This is a genomic window from Deltaproteobacteria bacterium, from assembly GCA_019308995.1.
Classification (GTDB): Bacteria; Desulfobacterota; Desulfarculia; order Adiutricales; family JAFDHD01; genus JAFDHD01.
Genome location: JAFDHD010000061.1, coordinates 1 through 18,597 on the forward strand (window position 1 = coordinate 1; position 18,597 = coordinate 18,597).

Sequence of the window (18,597 nt, forward strand, 5' to 3'; positions counted from 1 at the left end):
ATGGCCGAATTGTACTAAAATTGAGGTCAAATCGATCACGATATTTAGGTAATTTAACATATTGAATTTATGTAATTAATAGCGCTTGTGAAAAAAAACACCCGGACACTAGTGGCTTAACATATAATCTAAAAATAGCCCAATTTGGGGTTTATTTTTTTTCGCCGGATTTTTCACAAGCGCTCAATCTCGCCGGAAATTTCCGTATTTGATGATTAATATTAATAAGTTATATCAAAATTCCCGGTTTTGTGTAAAATGGGATTAGGAAAAGTGTCAAAAAAGTATCATTTATAACAGGCTCAATAGGGCAAATCCTATAAAAGTAAATGGCCGCAAGTAATTGTTTTTTCGGTTAATCCCTCTTATTTCCACAAATTCCCACGAAATTTAAAGAACTATAATTTAATATCACCCCCCCCTTCCTAATCCCATTTTACAATTTACAAGAGGTAAAAAGACGGCCCAAATCTTGGTGACTTATTGGTGACTTAAAGAAAAAGGAGTTACAATAAAAAATTGTAACTCCTTGAAATTACTGGAGCCGGCGATGGGAATCGAACCCGCGACCTGCTGATTACGAATCAGCTGCTCTACCGCTGAGCTACGCCGGCCTGAAAATCAGGTTTACTATAATGCAAAGCTTCACGCATGACAAGATTCCCTGCTTCTGCCTTTTAGTTTATCCTTCCATACATAGCTGTTTTTACTAGAATTACAGCTCAGGTCCGGGTTGACTCTCATGGGCGACTTCAGAACGGGAGAGGGACGTTGGTCAGGAGGTACTTCAGGTCGTCGTCAGTGAACCTTAAGCCCAGACCGAGGAAGAAGGAACTGCGGTTCTTGTTGGCAAAGTCATCGTAACCCGCGTTTAAGTAAAAAAATTTGAGAAACTCATAGGAGGCGGAGAATTTGAGGTGCACATTGTCCGTCTCCCGGCTGAAGTCGAAAATTTCAAAGGTGAGCCGCAGATCGTCATCCAGCAGGTAGTAGTCTGTTCCGAATCCAGCCCGCGATTCAAATAATCCGGCCCTGATCGTTAGGTCGTAATACCGCTTGGCAATCTGGGCGTTGAATTTCAAACCGAATTGATCCCAGGACTCGGTCGTGGTAGTGGCCGAAGCCCCGGGGGCAGGACCGGTAATCGTAGTGATTTCCTTGGAGTAGACCCCTTCAGGATCATCCACCAGACCGATGAGGTAGTATTTATCCTCACGGGGCTGGATGCGGAGGTTCAGGTAGCTCTTGGCCTTTGAAGTATTGAAGAAGTAGTCGCTGTGGTAATCCACAGTGAGTTTGATGGTATCCACCTTGGTAATAACTTCATTCAGTCCGGAGAGGGCCTCATCAACCCTGTCCATGGTCGTCTCATCGTTAATGAGCCGGCCGATGGTTCCCTGTCCCTGATTTATTTTCTCGGTGATGTCTTTGAGTGAGGCCATGGTCTGGGAGATATTCTGGCTGGTTTCACCTTCAGTGATCAATGCGCCCAGGGTACCCTCGCCCCGGTTTATTTTGTCTATGACTTCATTTAAAGAGGCCAGGGTTTGGTTAAGAGTTTTAATGACTGTATCTTCATTGATCAGCTGACCCAGGGTTCCGGTACCCTGGCTGATCTTTTCGCTGATTTCCCGCACCGCGGTTATAGTATGAGCCAGTTGTTCTGAAGTCTGGCTGAGATTTGCCAGTATGGACTTGATCTCTTCCTTATTATCAGAGGAGATGTTCTGGATATCCTTGGAAAAGGCAGTCAGGTTTTCGATGAGCAGACTCAAGCTTTCTCTGTTTTCTGAAATCATCGTAGAAAGAGTCTCGCTCATCTCACTTAAATTATTCAAGATTTCACGCATGTTGGCCGTGCCTTCAGTTCCACCGAAAACGTCATTGAGTGATTTTGTGACCTGTCTGATATCATCTGAAATCTCGCTTATCTTCATCATAAGCTGGTCCATGTCCGCGGGCGCAGTGGTCCGGACGAGTTGATCCCCGTCCTTAAGAAGCGGAGCGCCGGTTAAGCCGGGTATGATCTCAATATACTTGTCTCCGAGCACACCAGCCGTCCTGATGATGGCTCGGCTGTCCACCCGCAGTTCCAGATCAGACCTGATGAACATGGTGACCAGAGCACGGCCTTGTTTTAATGAGATGCTTTCAACCGTTCCAATTTCGATTCCGGCTATTTCCACTGGAACGCCTTTTTTTAGTCCCGAGGCTGTATCAAATATGGCAGAGATGAGCATGCCCTTTTCCTTGCTAATCTGGAACTGGCCGAGCTTCAGGGTCATATATCCCAGCAGGAAGATTCCTATCAGGACCAGTATTCCAACCTTGGCTTCTGTTGAAAATTTAAACATTTTTTCTCCCGGGCTTCAGTCTCCCAGTATCATCGGCCCTTCGCCTTCTCCTTTCAAGAACTGCTGGACGACCGGATTATCACTGGCCTGGATTTCTTCGGGTGTCCCATAAACCACGATCTGACCCTCATAGATCATAGCTACTTTGTGCGCGGTGCGCAAGGTGGCTGGAATGTCGTGGCTGATAACGATGCTCGTTACATTGGTGCGCTCCTGGGTCTGAATGATGAGGTCGTCAATGACTTCCGCCATGATCGGGTCGAGGCCGGTGGTCGGTTCATCAAAAAGCAGAATCTCAGGTTCGAGGATAATGGCCCGGGCCAGTCCGGTTCTCTTGCGCATGCCACCGGAAATCTCGGTGGGCATCTTATTTTCAACGTCTTTCAAGCCGACCATGGCCATCTTCTGTTGGACCAGCTCCTTGATTTCCCTTTCTTTGAGCCGCGTATGGGTTTGCAGGGGGAAGGCGATGTTTCCCTCGATGGTCAGGGAATCGAAAAGGGCTGCATTTTGAAAAAGCATACCAAAGCGTTGCCGGATTCGATTCAGGCTGTGCTCTCCGAGAGGCGCGATATCCTGTCCCTCGATCAGGATTTGACCGCGGTCAGGTTTGAGCAGGCCGATGATGAGCTTAATCAGCACACTCTTTCCACCACCGGAGCGCCCGATGACAAAGGTAATCTTGCCTTGTGCAATATTCAGGTTAAGGCCTTTGAGAACCGAGACATCTCCAAAGGATTTGTGAAGGTCAATGATCTGGATGATGGGTTCGGCCACGGCACTCCCTAAAACATGATCGCCGTCATGACGTAATCGCTGGCCAGGATGAGGATGGAGGCCATGACTACGGCTTCGGTCGTGGACTTCCCGACCCCTTCCGCGCCGCCAGTGGTATAGAATCCCTTGTAGCACCCGATCAAGGTCAGAATCAGCCCGAAGACGGCAGACTTGATGAGCCCGTTGAAGACATCGGAGACATCCAGGTACTCCACGATATTATTTATAAATATACCTCGATTGATATCGAGCAGTCCGACTCCAACCAGAAACCCGCCCACAATGCCCATTACATTGGAAATAACCGTCAGAATGGGCAGCATGACCACCCCGGCCAGAACACGAGGCACCACCAGGAATTTGACCGGATTGGCCGCCATGACATACAGGGCGTCAATCTGTTCAGTGACTCTCATGGTGCCCAGCTCTGCGGCAATGGCCGATCCGGCCCGGCCGGCGACCATGAGCGCGGTCAGGACCGGACCCAACTCCCGGGCCATAGCAATCGCCAGGGTCGCGCTCACCAGGCTCTCGGCCCTGAACATGGAAAAGCCGTAAAAGATTTGAATGGTCATGACCGCACCGGTGAACGAACCTGTCAGGATCACCACAAACAGCGATTTGACACCCACAAACTCCATTTGTTTGAAGATCGCTCTGATTCTCAAAGGGGGGCGGAAGATCCAGATGAGGGTATTGATGACAAAGAGCATGAGCTGACCCATCTGCTCAATAACCTTGATGATGGACCCGCCTAGAATCTCAAGAAATTTTATCACCGTCTCCTTACTTGGTTGTCATGACGTATACACCGTCCCAATTCTTAGGCGGCGAATTTTTTTTCAGTTCGATGACTCTCTGCAAAAAGAGCTGAGCCGGCCCGTCATCAGGGTACAGGGCGTTTATTTGGCTGAAAATTTTTCTGCCAAGGTCCCACTGCTGACTCTGGTAAGCCTTAAGCCCTCGAGAAAAAGCCTTTACCAACTCGGCCTTTTCCTGTGGGATCTGGCTGTTTTCCCCGATAAGTTCGTAAATACGAACCGGTTGAGTTTTACCTTTGACGGTAACCAGATCCAGTTCCCGGCAGAGCATCACATCCTTGACGCGCTCGTAGGTCGCTTGGCTGATGATAATATTGGTTCCGTACTCCTTGCTGGCGCCTTCGAGCCGGGAACCCAGATTAACCTCGTCCCCGATGACCGTGTAATCGAACCGGGTTTCTGACCCTATGTTGCCCACCACCATCTCGCCGGTATTCAAGCCAATGCGGATATCTACACGCGGAATGGCCGGGTTTTCCTCGGCCCACTTCAGGCGTAGTTTTTCCAGTTCGGCCATCATATCCAGACTGGTGCGGCACGCCTGTAAGGGATGATCTGGCAGGTCCAGCGGCGCACCCCAAATTGCCATGACAGCATCTCCTTCGTACTTATCCAGAAGGCCGTCATACTTGAAGACAAGGTCGGTCATGGCCGTCAGGTATTCATTGAGCAGGTGAACCAGGGCCTCGGGGTCCATATTTTCTGAAATGGTTGTAAAGCCCTTAATATCGGAAAAAAGTACTGTCAGGACCTTCTTCTCTCCCCCCAGTTTCAACATATCCGGGTTCTTGAGCACCTCATTAACCACCGAGGGATGGAGATAGGTTTGAAAGGCCCCTTTGATCTTTCTCTTTTCTCGCTCTTCGGTGATGTAACGGAAGGCCGTTATTCCGGTGTAAATCGCGATGATGGTTATAGTGGGGAAAATCAGGTTGAGCCACATGCCATTTTTAAAAAACAGGTAATTAACTCCGCCTTGGGCCATCAAAAAGCCTAAGGCGAAAATGACCCCGACCACAGCCGATATCCTTGGCAATACCAGCGCCAGAATGACGCCGGCTATAATCATAACTACCAGATCCAGGCCACCGGCCCATGTCGGGCGGATCAGAAAATCATGCCTCAGGATGCTGTCTATCACATTGGCATGGACCTCCAGGCCGGGGTAGCTGGTTTCAAAGGGAGTGGTTCGCATGTCGAAGATACCCACTGCAGTGGCTCCGGCCAGAACGATCTTATCCTTGAAGGTTCCAGGTTTGAAGCGTTTGGCCAGGACGTCTGACATGGAATAGTGAGGAAAGGTGTAACTGGGACCGCGATAGTTGACCAGAAATCGCCCCAGCTCATCAGTGGGTAGTTCATACGTGCCTACTTTGACATTTTCCACACCTAGCTCGCTCACATAAGTGGAAGCCGGTATGCCATTAAGATAGAAACGCAGGGTCTGCAATGAAAGCGGGAGATAATATCTGTCGTGCAGCCGGATGACCATCGGAATCCAGCGCACCGTACCGTCAATGTCCTGGAACATGTTCATATATCCGGAAGAAACAGCGGCCTGGCTCATGACGGGAATATTGGCCACGGGCATGAAGGCCTGGGCTATTTCCTTCTGGTCCAACTCCACATTGGAACTGGAAAGCCGGGCAAAGGTATAATGGGCGTTTTTCAACTGCTCCACCTGAGCTATAATCTGATCCGGTGTGATATGGGCCACGGTCTTGTCTCTCTCGATGCGGAGAAAGTAACCCAGGACCACCGGAACCCTCGCTTTTTCAATGGTCTGAGCCAGAATGAGGTCGTTGTCGGCCAGCTCAAGTTCCCTGGCGAGAAACCCGGACACTTTCTTATTTATGACTCCCTGGCGCTCGATTTCCTTGGTAAGGCGGTGGATAAGCTCGATATTGGTGTTTTGATCAGGTTCGCTAAAAACGATATCAAACCCGATGACCCTGGCGCCGTCTTCATCCAAGATCTTTATCACCTCGGCAATCTTGGATCGAGGCCAGGGCCAGCGCCCGATCTCATCCAGGCTCTTTTCATCCACCACCACCAGGACCACCTCCGGGCCGGGCTGAACGGGACCGCGGAGCCTGAATCTGAAGTCCCTGGCCTTGAGCTCCATGATTTCAAGGTATTCAAACCCAAGCATGTAAACCAGTATCAGGACCACGACCATAAGCAGACTCAAGGTCATGGAGTTCAATTTAAGAATATTTCTAAATTTATTCATTATCTAAGTTTTTTCGGTCTCAAAGAAGGGCTTTCCTGTTTGGGCATTGACAGGACGGGTAACGGGTTGTTATTCTTTTTGCAGATCGGCCCCTTGGGCGGAAATGAGTCCGTTTTATTACTCCTCTGACATGATACTGATAATTTTAGAAACTTAAATTATTTATAGCAAATATTTCAAATTGTTTCAACAAGATTTCCTTTGAGAGTACGCGGCCGGTTCAAAGAAAAAAGATGAGGTATTTCAAGACATGAATAGAGTTTTAACCATAGCCGGTTCTGACTCCGGGGGCGGGGCCGGCATCCAGGCGGACCTCAAGACCATAACCGTGCTCGGCGCTTACGGACTTTCTGTGATTACCGCCCTTACCGCGCAAAACACCCTGCGTGTTGAGGCCATTCATGAAGTCCGACCTGACTTTGTCGGTACCCAGCTCGACGCCGTCCTCTCCGACATCGGGGCGGACGCGGCCAAGACCGGCATGCTGGCCAATACGGAAGTAGTGCAGATAGTGGCGGCCAAGCTAAAGCAGTACCAGGTTCCCAATCTGGTGGTGGACCCGGTTATGGTGGCTAAAAGTGGTGACTCGCTCCTGACCGCTGACGCTGAAGGCGCCCTGGTGCGGGATTTGCTCCCTCTGGCCGCGGTCCTGACCCCAAATCTGCCTGAAGCGGGAATTATCCTGGAGCAGGAAGTCAGGACCCTCGAGGATATGGCCGCGGCCGCCCGCGCTCTTAAGGCCATGGGGCCTGAGGCGGTCTTGATCAAAGGCGGACACTTATCAGGCCCGGCCACTGATCTGCTTTTCGATGGCCAGAAGATGCGAGAGTACTCTGTGCCTCGCCTGGATTCCCCAAACACCCATGGCACCGGCTGCACCTTTTCCGCGGCCCTGGCTACTTTTCTGGGCGAGGGCCAAGCCCTGCACGAAGCCGTGGCCCGGGCCAAGGAATATATCACCGAGGCCATCAGGCTGGCCCGGCCCGTGGGCCATGGTCACGGCCCGACCAACCATTTCGCCCCGCTGGAAAAGCAGGCTGTGTTGAGAAGCCTCGAGGAAGCTTTTAAGACGCTGTCTCAAGCCGAGGCCGGTCCCCTTGTACCCGAAGTTCAGGCGAATATGGGCTTCGCTCTCCCGGGAGCCAGGGATACGGCCGATGTGGCCGCCTTTCCGGGGCGCATTGTACGCCTTGGCTCCAGGGTGGCTACGGTGAGCGGTCCCTGTTTTGGAGCGTCACGACACGTGGCCCGGATCATTCTCACGACCATGAGGACTGACCCTGAGATACGCTCGGCGCTGAACATCCGGTATGATGAAGGTTTTCTGGAAAGAGCCCGGGAACAGGGCTTCAGGGTCGAGAGCTTTGATCGGGCCGACGAGCCGCCTGAAACCAAGGCCCAAGAAGGCTCAACCCTGGCATGGGGCGTGGATGACACCATTGAACGAACCGGCGTGGTGCCTGACCTGATCTTTGACCGGGGCGAGGTGGGCAAAGAGCCGATGATTCGTATTCTAGGGCCGAATCCTTCCACTGTGGTGGCCAGGGCGCTCAGTCTTCTGCCTCAGGAAAACAAGGTGGCAGGATAAACGCTGTAAGTTTTTTCAGGGGGGAACTTTTTGGAAAAAGGTCCCCTCAGATTCTCAAGGCTCCTGCATTTCCCGCCAGAATCGGACTACAGCCCAGGTCGGATCTCGGCGGCGGACTTTCTTGTACTGCTCATGATCAAATGAATACGGATACTGGGCCACATAAGTCATAATGGTCTCGTAAGCCCGGATCAGACCCTCTGTTTCCGCCTCTGCCTCTGCCGACTCAGATCGAGGCCGCTTGTCAGGATGGGTCTCCTTCAAACGCTGTTTATATGCGGTCTTTATATCACTCAGACATGCCTCCAGAGGCAGACCTAACGTCCGGCGGGCCTGTTCGATGTCCTCGTAAGATATCATCGGTTTTTACTCAACTTACTGGTGACGGACTTGACTTTCCCTTGAGCCGTGGCCTTTTTATCCCGGCGGTCGTCAAGGGTGATCAAGGTCATGACCCGGGCGGCTCCCGCCTCAAAAGGCAATTCGTGCATCTGAGCGATCAAGGCAAGGATTTCAGGAGCTTCACCCTCAAGAATAGTCCCCATGGGCGTAAGCTGATATTTCACCCCTTTTTCCTCCAGCCATCCGGCCACACGGGCCACAAAAGGACTGAGGCTGGTTGACCCCGTGCCCAACGGGACGATGCTTACCTGAGCAATGGCCATGGTGTTTCTCCTTTGGTGAAATGTCCCTCAAGCATTCTTCTATTAAAACCCAAATCCTATCTAGAGGTCAATGAATCCCCAGTCTAAAGAGGCTGGCTTTCATTGGCAATCATTTTAAGCCCTTTGCATTGTTTCAGGTTTCAGACAAATAACGCATGAAAGTCAAAAAAATTCCAGACAGTTTTACTTTTTGTCGGGGAGTGTTAAAAAAACATGGAGTATCGGTGCAGGAAAAGGTGAACCATTTTTCCCGGAATTTCTTGCCTTTTTTTTGATCTATTGTTCAAGTTAAGGTTATTCTCATCATTTTCATAGTTTTTTCAATAGCTTGTACCATGGCACAAAATGGTCCGGAATTTGCTTCACCTGAAACTAAGATTATTCAGGAGGACACAGTTGGCCGTGATGATTAAAAAGGACTGGCTCACCATTGGTGAAGTCTCAAACCTCACAGGCATCGCCATCCACACCATCCGTTACTGGGAGGGTGAATTTAATAGCTATCTTGCGCCGGTACGGACAAATGGCCGCCAGCGGCGGTATAATGAGCAGACTGTCCGGCAGATTATAGAGATCAAGACCCTGCTCAAAGATGAGAAATACAGCATCGCTGGCGCCCGGCAGGTCCTTGACTCACGAAACGGCGGGAAAGCTTACCTGGTTTCCAGTAAGTAAAACAGTCTGGTGATGTCAGGTTTTTTTTCTAAAAAAGCCCATCAGGCGCGGCTTGAGCTTCCGCTTCGCGTGAGCGGCGGTTGGCCTTGTGGCCTAGCCCCTCCAACTTCCCCCTTCCCCGAATCCGGTGACACAGAATTTTTTCATGGCTGAGGCTCTGGTTGAAGGAGCCAGGGAAAACACGTAACCTCGATCACTGCTAAACTGGCCGGCTAGTATCTACATAAGGATAAGAAGAATGTGAACTCGTCGGAGGTTCTCTCCGCGCTTTAAAACCTCACCGCGATTGAACCCGATTCAAGCTAGAAGGGAATATCGTCGTCGCTGGCCGGTCCGCCCTGGTCAAACTCGCCATAGGTGCTTTCAGGCCCTTGTTCTTTGACCGAACGCGACGCCCCTTCATCAATATCCGTCGCTCTTGCGCCTTGGGGCGTGGGTCCAAGCATCTTCATAGTCTGGGCGACAATCTCGGTGGTCCAGCGCTTGTTTCCGTCCCGGTCTTCCCAGTCTCTGGTCTGGATACGGCCTTCGATATAGACCTGCTTACCTTTGGCCAGATACTCACCGCAGATCTCAGCCAACCGGCCAAAGGTTACAATTCGGTGCCACTCGGTCTTTGACTCCCTGGAGTCACTGCCTTTGGGCGTGTAAGTCTCGGTGGTGGCTATGGTAAAATTACAGACCGCTGTCCCGTTTTGAGTGTACCGAATTTCCGGATCGCGTCCCAGATTACCAATCAGGATTGCCTTGTTGATGCCAGCCATGGCTAACCTCTTTTTGTTGGAATGAAGGAAGTTAAAGAACGTTTTCAAACTAACATACTGCTTCCTTTAAATCAAGTCCCACCACAGCCTTGAAAATTGAGCAGTAAATTCAGAAGCTGTAGGTCAGGGTGCGAAGCTCCCTGACACAAAACATGATTAATACTGTCAAGGCTCAATATTGCTGCCATAGCCAAATTCCTTGAAACAGCCTTCAAGATAAGCTAAAAATGCCATGATACAATGCCCTGCCCGGGCAGGAGATGGAAATGTATTATTGAAAAAAATCAAGGATGAACCATGGCAAAAAACTTCAAGGCGTGGCCGAAAGACTGGCCCAAAAAATTGAACTATCCCCAAATACCGGTTTACGGATTCCTGGACCAGACAGCCAGGCGGAATCTGAACCGGATTGCCATCATCTATGAAGGCCTGGAGTTGACGTATGGCGAGCTGAAAGAACTCAGCGACCGCTTTGGAGCGGCCTTAAAGGAACTGGGAGTTGGGAAAGGTAGTGTCGTGGCCGTGCACCTGCCAAACTGCCCCCAGTTCGCCATGGCCTACTACGGGCTTCTCAAGAGCGGGGCGGTTTTTACACCGCTGAGTCCGCTGCTGGCGCCCAGGGAGGTGGCCTTTCAGCTCAACGACTCAGGCGCTGAAACCCTAATCACCCTGGACAGGCAATATTCTGAGATCGAGTCCGTCCTGCCGGCCACTGGAATAAAACGCGTCATAACCGCGAGCCTGGCCGACCGCCATGGTTTCCTCAAGGCCCCTGTAAAGGAAATGGAAAAGATCGAGACGCCGGGGGCGTTCGATATGGCCTCTCTCCTCAAAGACCATGAATCCAGCCCCGGGGATGACTCAATTGATGGCATGAAAGACCTGGCCCACATCTCCTATACCGGCGGCACGACTGGCTTTCCCAAAGGGGTCATGCTGCGCCACTCTAATGTTGTGGCCAATTCGATCCAGGTCGCTCACTGGCTCAACGGCGCTCAGGTCGAAATGAAGGACGGGGTGCTGGAGATGGTCTTCCCGCCCGGTGTTGATCCGGAGAAAGATCGCCTCACAATCAGAGACCGTGAAACCGCGCTCGTGGTTTCGCCCTGGTATCATGCCTTGGGCACGATCCGCTACCTGAACAACCTGGTTTACACCGGCGCGACCATGGTCGTCTTCCGCCGGTTTGATCCCAAGGAGTATCTGGAGGCGATCGTCAAGTATCAGGTCACCATCCTGGGCGGCGCGCCCCAGCTTTACATCCCCCTGGTAAACCATTTGGATTTCAAATCTTATGATCTTTCCTGCGTTAAGTTTGCCGCTTCCGGCGCGGCCCCGCTGCCAGTGCCTATACTGGAGAAGATGCTGGAAGCCTTTTCCGGGGTTGTTTGTGAGGCCTACGGCCTGACTGAGTGCACTATGGGCGCTACGGCCAACCCGCCGGATCGTTCGGCCATACGGATCGGTTCGGTCGGTCTGCCCACTTTTGACACCGAATTGAAAGTCATTGATCTTGCCACCGGAGAGGACCTGCCGCCCGGCCGGGAGGGGGAGGTCTGCATCAAAGGGCCTCAGGTCATGCTCGGGTACCTGAACCAGCCCGAGGAAACAGTCAATGTCCTTAAGGACGGCTGGCTTCTGACCGGAGATATCGGCCGGGAGGATGAGGACGGCTTTTTTTACATCACTGGCCGCAAAAAGGACATGATCATCTACAAGGGCTATAACATTTATCCCAGAGAAATCGAGGAGCTCATCTTTGAACATCCCGCGGTATCCCAGTGCGCCGTGGTCGGGAAGCCGGACGAGAAAGCCGGGGAGATTCCGGTGGCCTTTGTCGAACTCAAGGAAGGCGCGCCGGCCACGGCTGAGGAGATCATGGAATACACCAACGCCCAGATCGCCGCTTACAAGAAGATCCGTAAGGTCATTTTCATGGACCATATCCCGGTCAGCGGCCCGGGCAAGGTTTTGAAGACAGTGCTAAGGGAACGGCTCAAAGATGAGTGAGCCTGGCAAAGGAGCGCTCAAGACCGAGGGCTCCCCAAAAAAACTGGCAATTATAAAGGATTTTCCACAGCAGTAACCGGGTATTTGGTTAATAAAGAGGACCATCTTGGTTACATCAGTCAAAAAAAGGAAAATCATCGGAAAAATCCTTAAATGAACAGGATACGATGTTGGCAACCCCATCGGTTATCATGCCGCTGGGGAAAAGTGCGAACTCCCTGAGATTAAGGTCTAGGTCGTGGCTTCCCTCGTAGCCTTTGCGACGCTGAAAAATAAAGGATACGGCATCAAGTCTGTAAAAATTTGTCTGATTATATGGGTTTTTGTAAAAGGAACTTGCGGAATGTGACAGGACGAACACGGCATCTGATATTATAGGTGATTATTTGATGTTTTCATGATAGAAATTAAAGATAAGAATTTTCCGGCAGTCCCAGGAGGAGAACGAAAAGAACGCTTCTTCTAGGGCCAGCTTCTGGAAAGAATTTGGTTTTAATCAAGAAAAGAGGATAAAAATGCGGATCGGCTTTGTTTCTACATACCCCCCTATCGAATGTGGTATTGCTACTTATATGCAGTACCTGAGTGAGAGCCTAAGAGAAAAACACGCTGACGTTTATGTAGTATCGCACATGGGAGGGGAAGGCCACCAGGTTTTTCCCTGCTTTGATTACGAAGACGGAGATCTTGCCGAGAAAGCATTTTCGATGATGAGTCGCTTCACGCCGGATGTGGTTCACATTCAGCATGAATTTGGTTTATATGGGAAGCATTCAGGCGTGGCCGTCATCCCGCTTATACTACAATTCCGTTTGGTGGGCATCCCCGTTGTAACCACGCTTCATACGGTCTATCCACAGATCCAGGCCGATCATCAGATCATTTTTCAATCCATTTTCCTCAATTCAGATCGTGTCATCATTCACGAGCCCTATCAGGAACGTTCCCTGCGAAAAAACTTAAGGGAAGATTTAACCAGGAAGATATGCGTTATTCCACACGGAGCCCGCGAGGTGGAAACGATTCCAGACGCTAAAAAACGACTCGGCCTGCCTACGGACAAGAAGGTCGTATTGATGATTGGCTATATTAGGCCGTCGAAGAATTTTGAACTGGTTGTGGACATCTTTCCTGAAATTTTGGAAAAGTTTCCCAACGCAATTCTGGTGATTGGAGGCAAGATTAGAGGCACAGAAAATATTGATTATCGAAATATGTTATTTAATAAAATAGCTCAATCGCCGCAAACCGATCAGATCTATCTCATCCGTGGGCAGCTTCCCCAGCACATTTTCGATACCATAATCTCCTCCGCTGATGTGGTCGTCCTCCCCTATAAGATCGCTTCCCAGAGCGGGATCTTGGCTCATTGTCTCGCCTTTGGCAAGCCGATCGTTACCAGCAGCAGTGAAGCCATGAGACAGATACTAGATGAATCTGAAGCTGGATTGACTTGTCTTAATTCTTCTGAATTCATTGAAAACATCGTTCGAGTTTTGTCTGACGATCAACTCTCACAAAAGCTTTCCCTGAACGCTAAGAAATATGTTAAGGATGTTACCTCCTGGTCTCGGGTTGCAGACCAGCATCTGGATATTTATAAAGCTCTCCTGGATATGCCTAAAATTAAATCCCATGTTATCATGGTAGAGTAAGGAGGATTCGGAAAGATGCTGGAATATCTTTTCCCGTTTAAACGCTATGCCCAAAATCCTATTTTGCAAAGGGATGACATACCCTATCCATGTAATACCGTTTTTAATGTCGGAGCCTGCAAATACAAGGGGCGTTATATCCTGGTGCTGCGCGTTGAGGACCCAAGCGGTCATAGCCATTTGACGCTGGCATCCTCAGATAACGGCTATCAATTCTACATCGAGTCCTCTCCATGGGTTATGCCATCCTCAGACTCCTTTTACGAAGTTTATGAACGGTATGGGCTCGAGGACCCACGCATCACGCAAATTGAAGATGCATTCTACATCACCTATACCGCTTATGGCCCTTATGGTCCCCGGGTGGGCATTGGCCGGACGGAAGATTTTGTGCACTTTGAACGAATTTCCCTGGCAACAGAAACGGACAACAAGGACGCCGCCCTGTTCCCTGAAAAATTCGGCGGCAATTATGTCATGATTGATCGGCCGGCAGGAATGGGCAACCGAGAAGGATCAATATGGATCACTTATTCACCTGACCTTGTCTACTGGGGCAGAGCCAGAGCCATTCTGACTCCAGAACCGGGGTGGGGAAGCTCTAAGCTGGGCATCTCCACCCCGCCTATTAAAACCGAAGAGGGCTGGCTGGCGCTCTACCACGGCGTGCGAGACACCGCCGGTGGACGACTTTACCGCATTGGAGCCGTGCTTTTTGATCTGGATGATCCGGCAAAGGTCCTTGGATATGCGCCTAATTTTATTTTCGCCCCCAAGGAACCTTATGAACGTATGGGCGATGTGCCGAATGTCGTCTTCCCTTGCGGACTCATCCTGGAAAACGATGGAAGGGTCAAGATGTATTATGGCGCTGCGGATACTTGTATTGGTCTAGCCGAGGCCAACGTAGAGGATATCATCCGGCTGTGTTTGAATAACGCCTCCAAGGAAAAATAGAGGCCGTAATTCGTAAAGACGATCCTAAACCGTTCCCATAGAGTCCTGGCTAGCCCTGGGTTTCTTTGTCTCTCGATAACGCTAATGCATCCAGACCCCCCATTCACCCCCTGCGCTTCCGGGGAATTCAGGGATGGTTCCCTTCTCGACAAGCTGGTCCGTCGCATAGGAGTAGGCCAGGTGAAACAGCATACAGAGCGTATCAGGCCAGGAGCACCGTGCAAACGAACACCGGCTCACCAGACCCTTCAGTTCATCCATCCTGGCCATAAAGCGGCTCACGACCTGACTTGAGACCGCTTCATATAGCTTGACGGCCGGTTCCATCTCACGGTCGGTAAAGACAGGAATAGCCAGACGCGGCGGGTCATTAGGTTCGAGTATTCCTGCCTTCCTGAGTGAGTCCACAATCTTTCCCGACCTGGCTGAAGCCTCTTCCTGGCCTGCCCGCTCACCTGGGCCAAGGTCCAGGAGATAATCCAGGGTTTCGCTCCGGCGCAGCAGGAGTTTTAATGGCTCACGGTCAAGCCCATGCGAACGAATGACGTGAAGCCGTATCCTTCTCCGAATGCCGTAAGTGGTAAAGCCGAAGATCCTTTTCGGCCCGAAGGCAAAGGCATACCCCCAGAAGAAAAAATTCCCGGCAAAATCCCGCGGCGGGTAAGTTCCTATCAGTTCCTGACGCAGGAGCGAGAACACCCCGGAGTCCAGTGTGTGGGCGCAGATCTGGATCGTGAGGATATTCTCCACTTCCTGCCTGGCGCCTGATGTGCGGCCAGCCAGGCGCATTGCCAGAGTTTGATATTCAGGCAGGCGTTCCTGAACCGCGGCGCACATAGCGTCAGAAATATCCCTGAACCAGGGTTTAAGGATGTCCAGGTCGTGATCCGTCATGAGGGGTCCAAGAGGCACTGCCTTCTGGCCGTCTGACCTAACGATGGCGGCTTTTTGCCAGGAAGCCAAAAGCTGGCGTTGCTGACGGTCCTGCTTCGGCCAGGAGGCACCGTTGGGGTAAATCCCGGTGTAGAGTCGGCGCGAAGCCTCGTCTGGAAGCAGATACTGCCAGCTGCCTGAGCCTGACATCCTGAAGCTGACAGAGTCCAAAGACCAGCTCACGGTCTCAACATCCCCTCGTGAAATGCGGGTAAGGCATTTTTTAATACTTGTATCTGTTATAAACGGGTATAATACGGCTTCCTGTCAAGTGTCTTTTACCTTCATCTAAAAATTTAATAGGAAGTAATTAGCCATGCCCAAGAAAAAAATTGGAGAATCTCTGAAAGGCCCTTCTTTATATGAACAGATTTACGCAGCAGTTCGTCAGATTCCATCCGGCCGGGTGGCCACCTATGGCCAGATTGCCAAGATTGTCGGCCGGTGCGGCGCACGAACGGTGGGTTATGCCATGGCCTCCCTTCCCCATGGTCTGGATGTCCCCTGGCATCGCGTTATCAATGCACAAGGTAAAGTCAGCGGCCGGGCGCATGGCGGCGGGGATGTCACCCAGCGCCAACTGCTGGAACAGGAAGGTGTCCAGTTTGACGGACAGGGCCGCGTCAACCTCAAGACCTATCGCTGGTCAGGCCCGGATCAAGAAGAAGGGATGGATTGATATTAAAGTAATCGTTTGGAATATGTTCCGTTATTGATCCTTATGAAAACAGCTCCTTGAAAACGACTGCATTCCTGGGGGCGTGGGCATGATAGTCGTTGTTGAAAAAGGCGTAAAGCGTTCGTTCCGTTAAATAAGGCTTCATCCGGGCCGCCCATTCGGTCAGCTCCTGTCGTGGGTAGTCGTGCCGGAATCCCTGCTGGCTCGAACCGTGAAACCGCATGTAAAGGAAATCAGAGGTGGGATAGACCGTGTCGGGAAGCTGGGGGTGGCTGATAGTCACAAACGCAGCAGAATGACGGGCCAGAAGCTCGGCCGCATCTTCACTCCACCAGCTTTCATGGCGAAACTCGACCGCATGGCGGACCGTCTGCGGAAGCCCTGTAAGGAAATGATCCAGCCGGTCCAGGTCCTTATTGATCGAGGGGGGAAGCTGCCAGAGGATCACCTTGAGGCGCTTAAGCGTCAGGACACGATCCAGAAAGTTCTGGAGTGGTTCCTCACAGTCCTTGAGCTTCTTCATGTGCGTGATCAGGCGGGAAGCCTTGACTACGAGGTGGAAGTCGGCGCCAAGCCTTTGATTCCAGGCCTTGAGCATCGGCTCAGTCGGAAGGCGGTAGAAGGTGGCGTTCACCTCGACCGTGTCGAAATGCTGAGCGTAAAACAAGAGCCGCTCAGACCCTTTCACCTTTGCGGGATAAAATCGCTCCGCCCAGTCGTCATATGTCCAGCCGGATGTGCCGATGTAAATTTGCTGCCTGGCCATAAGGCCAAAGTATATATGGTATTGCCTTTGAGACAAGCATAATCTATCTGATATGAAAAATACAAATACTAAGGAAAAGGATGAAATGGCTGGCACAATGGCGGCAGCAGGTAGTCAGGGTTTGATGGGCAGAAGTATCTATAAATCACTCATTGAAGGAGCTAATTATGACTAAAACCGATGATTCAAAAAACACAAATAAAGGCAAGGTTGAAGCTGTACAGGTTATTCAGGTGCCGGATTCAGCGCTCTCTTTTGTGGACCCCCGTGAGGACGTCCATGTCGCTCGTCTCCCCATAGCCGGCTGCGGCTGGGTGGACACAGACGATGGTGTGGTCTTGATTGACACCCTGCTCAGTGTTCAAGCAGCAGAAAGAACTCTGGCTAAAATCCATGAAATCAGCGGCCAGGTCAAATATATTATATACACCCACGGTCATCTGGATCATATCGGCGGGTGCCAGGCCTTCATGGCTGATAAGCCCCTCGAAGTCATCGCCAGTAAATATCTGCCCGACCGACTGGAGAAATTTAAAATGCTGGCTCCCCATCGCGCCCGGATTGCGGCTCAGCAGTTTAATCTCCCAGAAATTCCCAGCCGGGGTGATAACTGGGTCTATCCGACTAAAACTTTCCTGGGTGAGATGAGCTTTTCCCTGGGAGGCAAGACCTTTGAACTTCATACCGCCCGGGCCGAGACCGACGACGTCTGCTGGGTCTGGATACCTGAAATCAAGACGGCCTTTTTAGGCGACCTGATCCTGCGCAGTTTCCCAAATATCGGTAACCCCTGGAAACCGACGCGCTTCGCCCTGGACTGGGCCAAGACCCTTGAGCAAATCAGGGCTAAAAACCCGGAACTCATCTTCGGCGGTGGGACAAATGTGATCTATCACGGCCAGGAGGCTCTGGAAGTCTTAGACATCAATATTGAAGCCATCCGCTCTCTTCACGATCAGGTCGTGAAATGTATCAACCAGGACATGCACATCACGGAGATGATCCATGAGGTGGACCTGCCTGAGCATCTCAAGGAAAGCCCGTATCTCAGGTACGCTTATTCCCGGCCGGAGTTCTTTGTTTTCAATGTCTACTGCTGGTATCACGGCTACTTCGATCACAACCCGGCCAACCTTCTGCCGCGGCCTCAAAAAGAGGTCAGCACCGAGATTTTCAACCTGATCGGGGAACCTGAGAAAATAATAAAAAGGGCCGGGGATCTTCTGGAGGAAGGTCAGGCCCAGCTCGGGCTTCAGGTCCTGGACGTGCTGATTCAGGCTCATCCGGAAAATACTCAAGCGCGCCAGACCCGCCTGAAGCTGCTGGAAGAAATCGGGTCAAACGACTCCTGCCTCATGTCCCGAAACGCCTGGGCATACTTTATAGATAAAGACCGGGAGTTCCTTGAGCAGAAAGGCGAGCTTTAATCTAGCGGTCGTTTTCCGGGCGAGCCGGGAAAGATAAGAAGCAGTCAGTCATAATGCCTGAAGGGAGTGCCCTTTTTAAATACAGGGCGCACTCCCTTTCTTTTAAGGAACCTGACACTCCATTAATCAGGAATTTAAATTTCAGATGAAATCAGAAACTTTTCACATGGCCGTATATTATTTATGGGTCTTCTCCATATTAGTTGATGATAATTTGATCTGGTCGATAGATTTTTTGCATCATTTAAACAAGTTACGTTCATAAAGGTGATTTGCTTATTATTAAACACTTA

General features: G+C 50.9%; 16 protein-coding genes and 1 tRNA gene. 7 read left to right on the forward strand and 10 right to left on the reverse strand.

Annotation, left to right across the window (positions count from 1 at the left end):
• Positions 1-539: 539 nt before the first annotated feature.
• The 5 genes from JRI95_10845 to JRI95_10865 all read right to left on the reverse strand — a co-directional run bounded on the left by JRI95_10845 (position 540) and on the right by JRI95_10865 (position 6,185).
• A tRNA-Thr gene (locus tag JRI95_10845) sits at positions 540-614 on the reverse strand.
• A 138-nt stretch (positions 615-752) separates the two neighbouring features.
• A complete protein-coding gene (locus JRI95_10850; GenBank protein MBW2062044.1) occupies positions 753-2,354 on the reverse strand; it encodes an MCE family protein in 1,602 nt (533 codons plus the stop codon).
• A 15-nt stretch (positions 2,355-2,369) separates the two neighbouring features.
• Positions 2,370-3,119 (reverse strand): ABC transporter ATP-binding protein, encoded by a 750-nt coding sequence (locus JRI95_10855; GenBank protein ID MBW2062045.1) that lies wholly within the window; start codon positions 3,117-3,119, stop codon positions 2,370-2,372.
• 20 nt (positions 3,120-3,139) lie between these two features.
• Entirely contained in the window at positions 3,140-3,910 is a 771-nt protein-coding gene (locus tag JRI95_10860) for an ABC transporter permease (protein MBW2062046.1), read from the reverse strand.
• A 7-nt stretch (positions 3,911-3,917) separates the two neighbouring features.
• On the reverse strand, positions 3,918-6,185 hold the full coding sequence (locus tag JRI95_10865; GenBank protein ID MBW2062047.1) for an adenylate/guanylate cyclase domain-containing protein: 2,268 nt from the start codon (positions 6,183-6,185) through the stop codon (positions 3,918-3,920).
• Between the two features lie 250 nt (positions 6,186-6,435).
• Between JRI95_10865 and thiD the strand changes: the two genes are divergently transcribed.
• Positions 6,436-7,773 carry a bifunctional hydroxymethylpyrimidine kinase/phosphomethylpyrimidine kinase gene (thiD, locus tag JRI95_10870; GenBank protein MBW2062048.1) on the forward strand — a complete coding sequence of 446 codons (1,338 nt, stop codon included), beginning with the start codon at positions 6,436-6,438 and terminating at the stop codon, positions 7,771-7,773.
• A 54-nt stretch (positions 7,774-7,827) separates the two neighbouring features.
• On the opposite strand, the gene JRI95_10875 is transcribed toward thiD, so the two are convergent.
• Positions 7,828-8,133 carry a DnaJ domain-containing protein gene (locus JRI95_10875; protein MBW2062049.1) on the reverse strand — a complete coding sequence of 102 codons (306 nt, stop codon included), beginning with the start codon at positions 8,131-8,133 and terminating at the stop codon, positions 7,828-7,830.
• Complete coding sequence (locus tag JRI95_10880) at positions 8,130-8,438, reverse strand: MTH1187 family thiamine-binding protein (protein ID MBW2062050.1); 309 nt, start codon at positions 8,436-8,438, stop codon at positions 8,130-8,132. Before JRI95_10880 ends, JRI95_10875 begins: the two co-directional genes overlap by 4 nt.
• 396 nt (positions 8,439-8,834) lie before the next feature.
• Between JRI95_10880 and JRI95_10885 the strand changes: the two genes are divergently transcribed.
• Complete coding sequence (locus JRI95_10885; GenBank protein ID MBW2062051.1) at positions 8,835-9,113, forward strand: MerR family transcriptional regulator; 279 nt, start codon at positions 8,835-8,837, stop codon at positions 9,111-9,113.
• 302 nt (positions 9,114-9,415) lie between these two features.
• On the opposite strand, the gene JRI95_10890 is transcribed toward JRI95_10885, so the two are convergent.
• Complete coding sequence (locus JRI95_10890; GenBank protein MBW2062052.1) at positions 9,416-9,877, reverse strand: single-stranded DNA-binding protein; 462 nt, start codon at positions 9,875-9,877, stop codon at positions 9,416-9,418.
• A gap of 297 nt (positions 9,878-10,174) precedes the next feature.
• Between JRI95_10890 and JRI95_10895 the strand changes: the two genes are divergently transcribed.
• From JRI95_10895 to JRI95_10905, 3 genes are all read left to right on the forward strand, one after another.
• Positions 10,175-11,887, forward strand: a complete 1,713-nt coding sequence (locus JRI95_10895; GenBank protein ID MBW2062053.1) for an AMP-binding protein — start codon at positions 10,175-10,177, stop codon at positions 11,885-11,887.
• Positions 11,888-12,402: 515 nt separating this feature from the next.
• On the forward strand, positions 12,403-13,542 hold the full coding sequence (locus JRI95_10900; GenBank protein ID MBW2062054.1) for a glycosyltransferase: 1,140 nt from the start codon (positions 12,403-12,405) through the stop codon (positions 13,540-13,542).
• A gap of 15 nt (positions 13,543-13,557) precedes the next feature.
• On the forward strand, positions 13,558-14,499 hold the full coding sequence (locus tag JRI95_10905) for a glycoside hydrolase family 130 protein (protein MBW2062055.1): 942 nt from the start codon (positions 13,558-13,560) through the stop codon (positions 14,497-14,499).
• An 81-nt stretch (positions 14,500-14,580) separates the two neighbouring features.
• On the opposite strand, the gene JRI95_10910 is transcribed toward JRI95_10905, so the two are convergent.
• On the reverse strand, positions 14,581-15,615 hold the full coding sequence (locus JRI95_10910) for a hypothetical protein (protein ID MBW2062056.1): 1,035 nt from the start codon (positions 15,613-15,615) through the stop codon (positions 14,581-14,583).
• 133 nt (positions 15,616-15,748) lie between these two features.
• Between JRI95_10910 and JRI95_10915 the strand changes: the two genes are divergently transcribed.
• Positions 15,749-16,111, forward strand: coding sequence for a methylated-DNA--[protein]-cysteine S-methyltransferase (locus JRI95_10915; GenBank protein MBW2062057.1), 363 nt, complete (start codon positions 15,749-15,751; stop codon positions 16,109-16,111).
• A gap of 40 nt (positions 16,112-16,151) precedes the next feature.
• Here JRI95_10915 and JRI95_10920 read toward each other — a convergent pair whose 3' ends face one another.
• A complete protein-coding gene (locus JRI95_10920; GenBank protein ID MBW2062058.1) occupies positions 16,152-16,913 on the reverse strand; it encodes a DUF72 domain-containing protein in 762 nt (253 codons plus the stop codon).
• 131 nt (positions 16,914-17,044) lie between these two features.
• Between JRI95_10920 and JRI95_10925 the strand changes: the two genes are divergently transcribed.
• Positions 17,045-18,304, forward strand: coding sequence for an MBL fold metallo-hydrolase (locus JRI95_10925; GenBank protein ID MBW2062059.1), 1,260 nt, complete (start codon positions 17,045-17,047; stop codon positions 18,302-18,304).
• Positions 18,305-18,597 lie beyond the last annotated feature (293 nt).

Bases quoted from the DNA above. Each gene is read 5' to 3' on its own strand.
- JRI95_10915 (MBW2062057.1), top strand. From the start codon at position 15,749: ATGCCCAAGAAAAAAATTGGAGAATCTCTGAAAGGCCCTTCTTTATAT.
- thiD (MBW2062048.1), top strand. From the start codon at position 6,436: ATGAATAGAGTTTTAACCATAGCCGGTTCTGACTCCGGGGGCGGGGCC.
- JRI95_10925 (MBW2062059.1), top strand. From the start codon at position 17,045: ATGACTAAAACCGATGATTCAAAAAACACAAATAAAGGCAAGGTTGAA.
- JRI95_10880 (MBW2062050.1), bottom strand. From the start codon at position 8,438: ATGGCCATTGCTCAGGTAAGCATCGTCCCGTTGGGCACGGGGTCAACC.
- JRI95_10900 (MBW2062054.1), top strand. From the start codon at position 12,403: ATGCGGATCGGCTTTGTTTCTACATACCCCCCTATCGAATGTGGTATT.
- JRI95_10905 (MBW2062055.1), top strand. From the start codon at position 13,558: ATGCTGGAATATCTTTTCCCGTTTAAACGCTATGCCCAAAATCCTATT.
- JRI95_10890 (MBW2062052.1), bottom strand. From the start codon at position 9,877: ATGGCTGGCATCAACAAGGCAATCCTGATTGGTAATCTGGGACGCGAT.
- JRI95_10875 (MBW2062049.1), bottom strand. From the start codon at position 8,133: ATGATATCTTACGAGGACATCGAACAGGCCCGCCGGACGTTAGGTCTG.
- JRI95_10850 (MBW2062044.1), bottom strand. From the start codon at position 2,354: ATGTTTAAATTTTCAACAGAAGCCAAGGTTGGAATACTGGTCCTGATA.
- JRI95_10865 (MBW2062047.1), bottom strand. From the start codon at position 6,185: ATGAATAAATTTAGAAATATTCTTAAATTGAACTCCATGACCTTGAGT.
- JRI95_10895 (MBW2062053.1), top strand. From the start codon at position 10,175: ATGGCAAAAAACTTCAAGGCGTGGCCGAAAGACTGGCCCAAAAAATTG.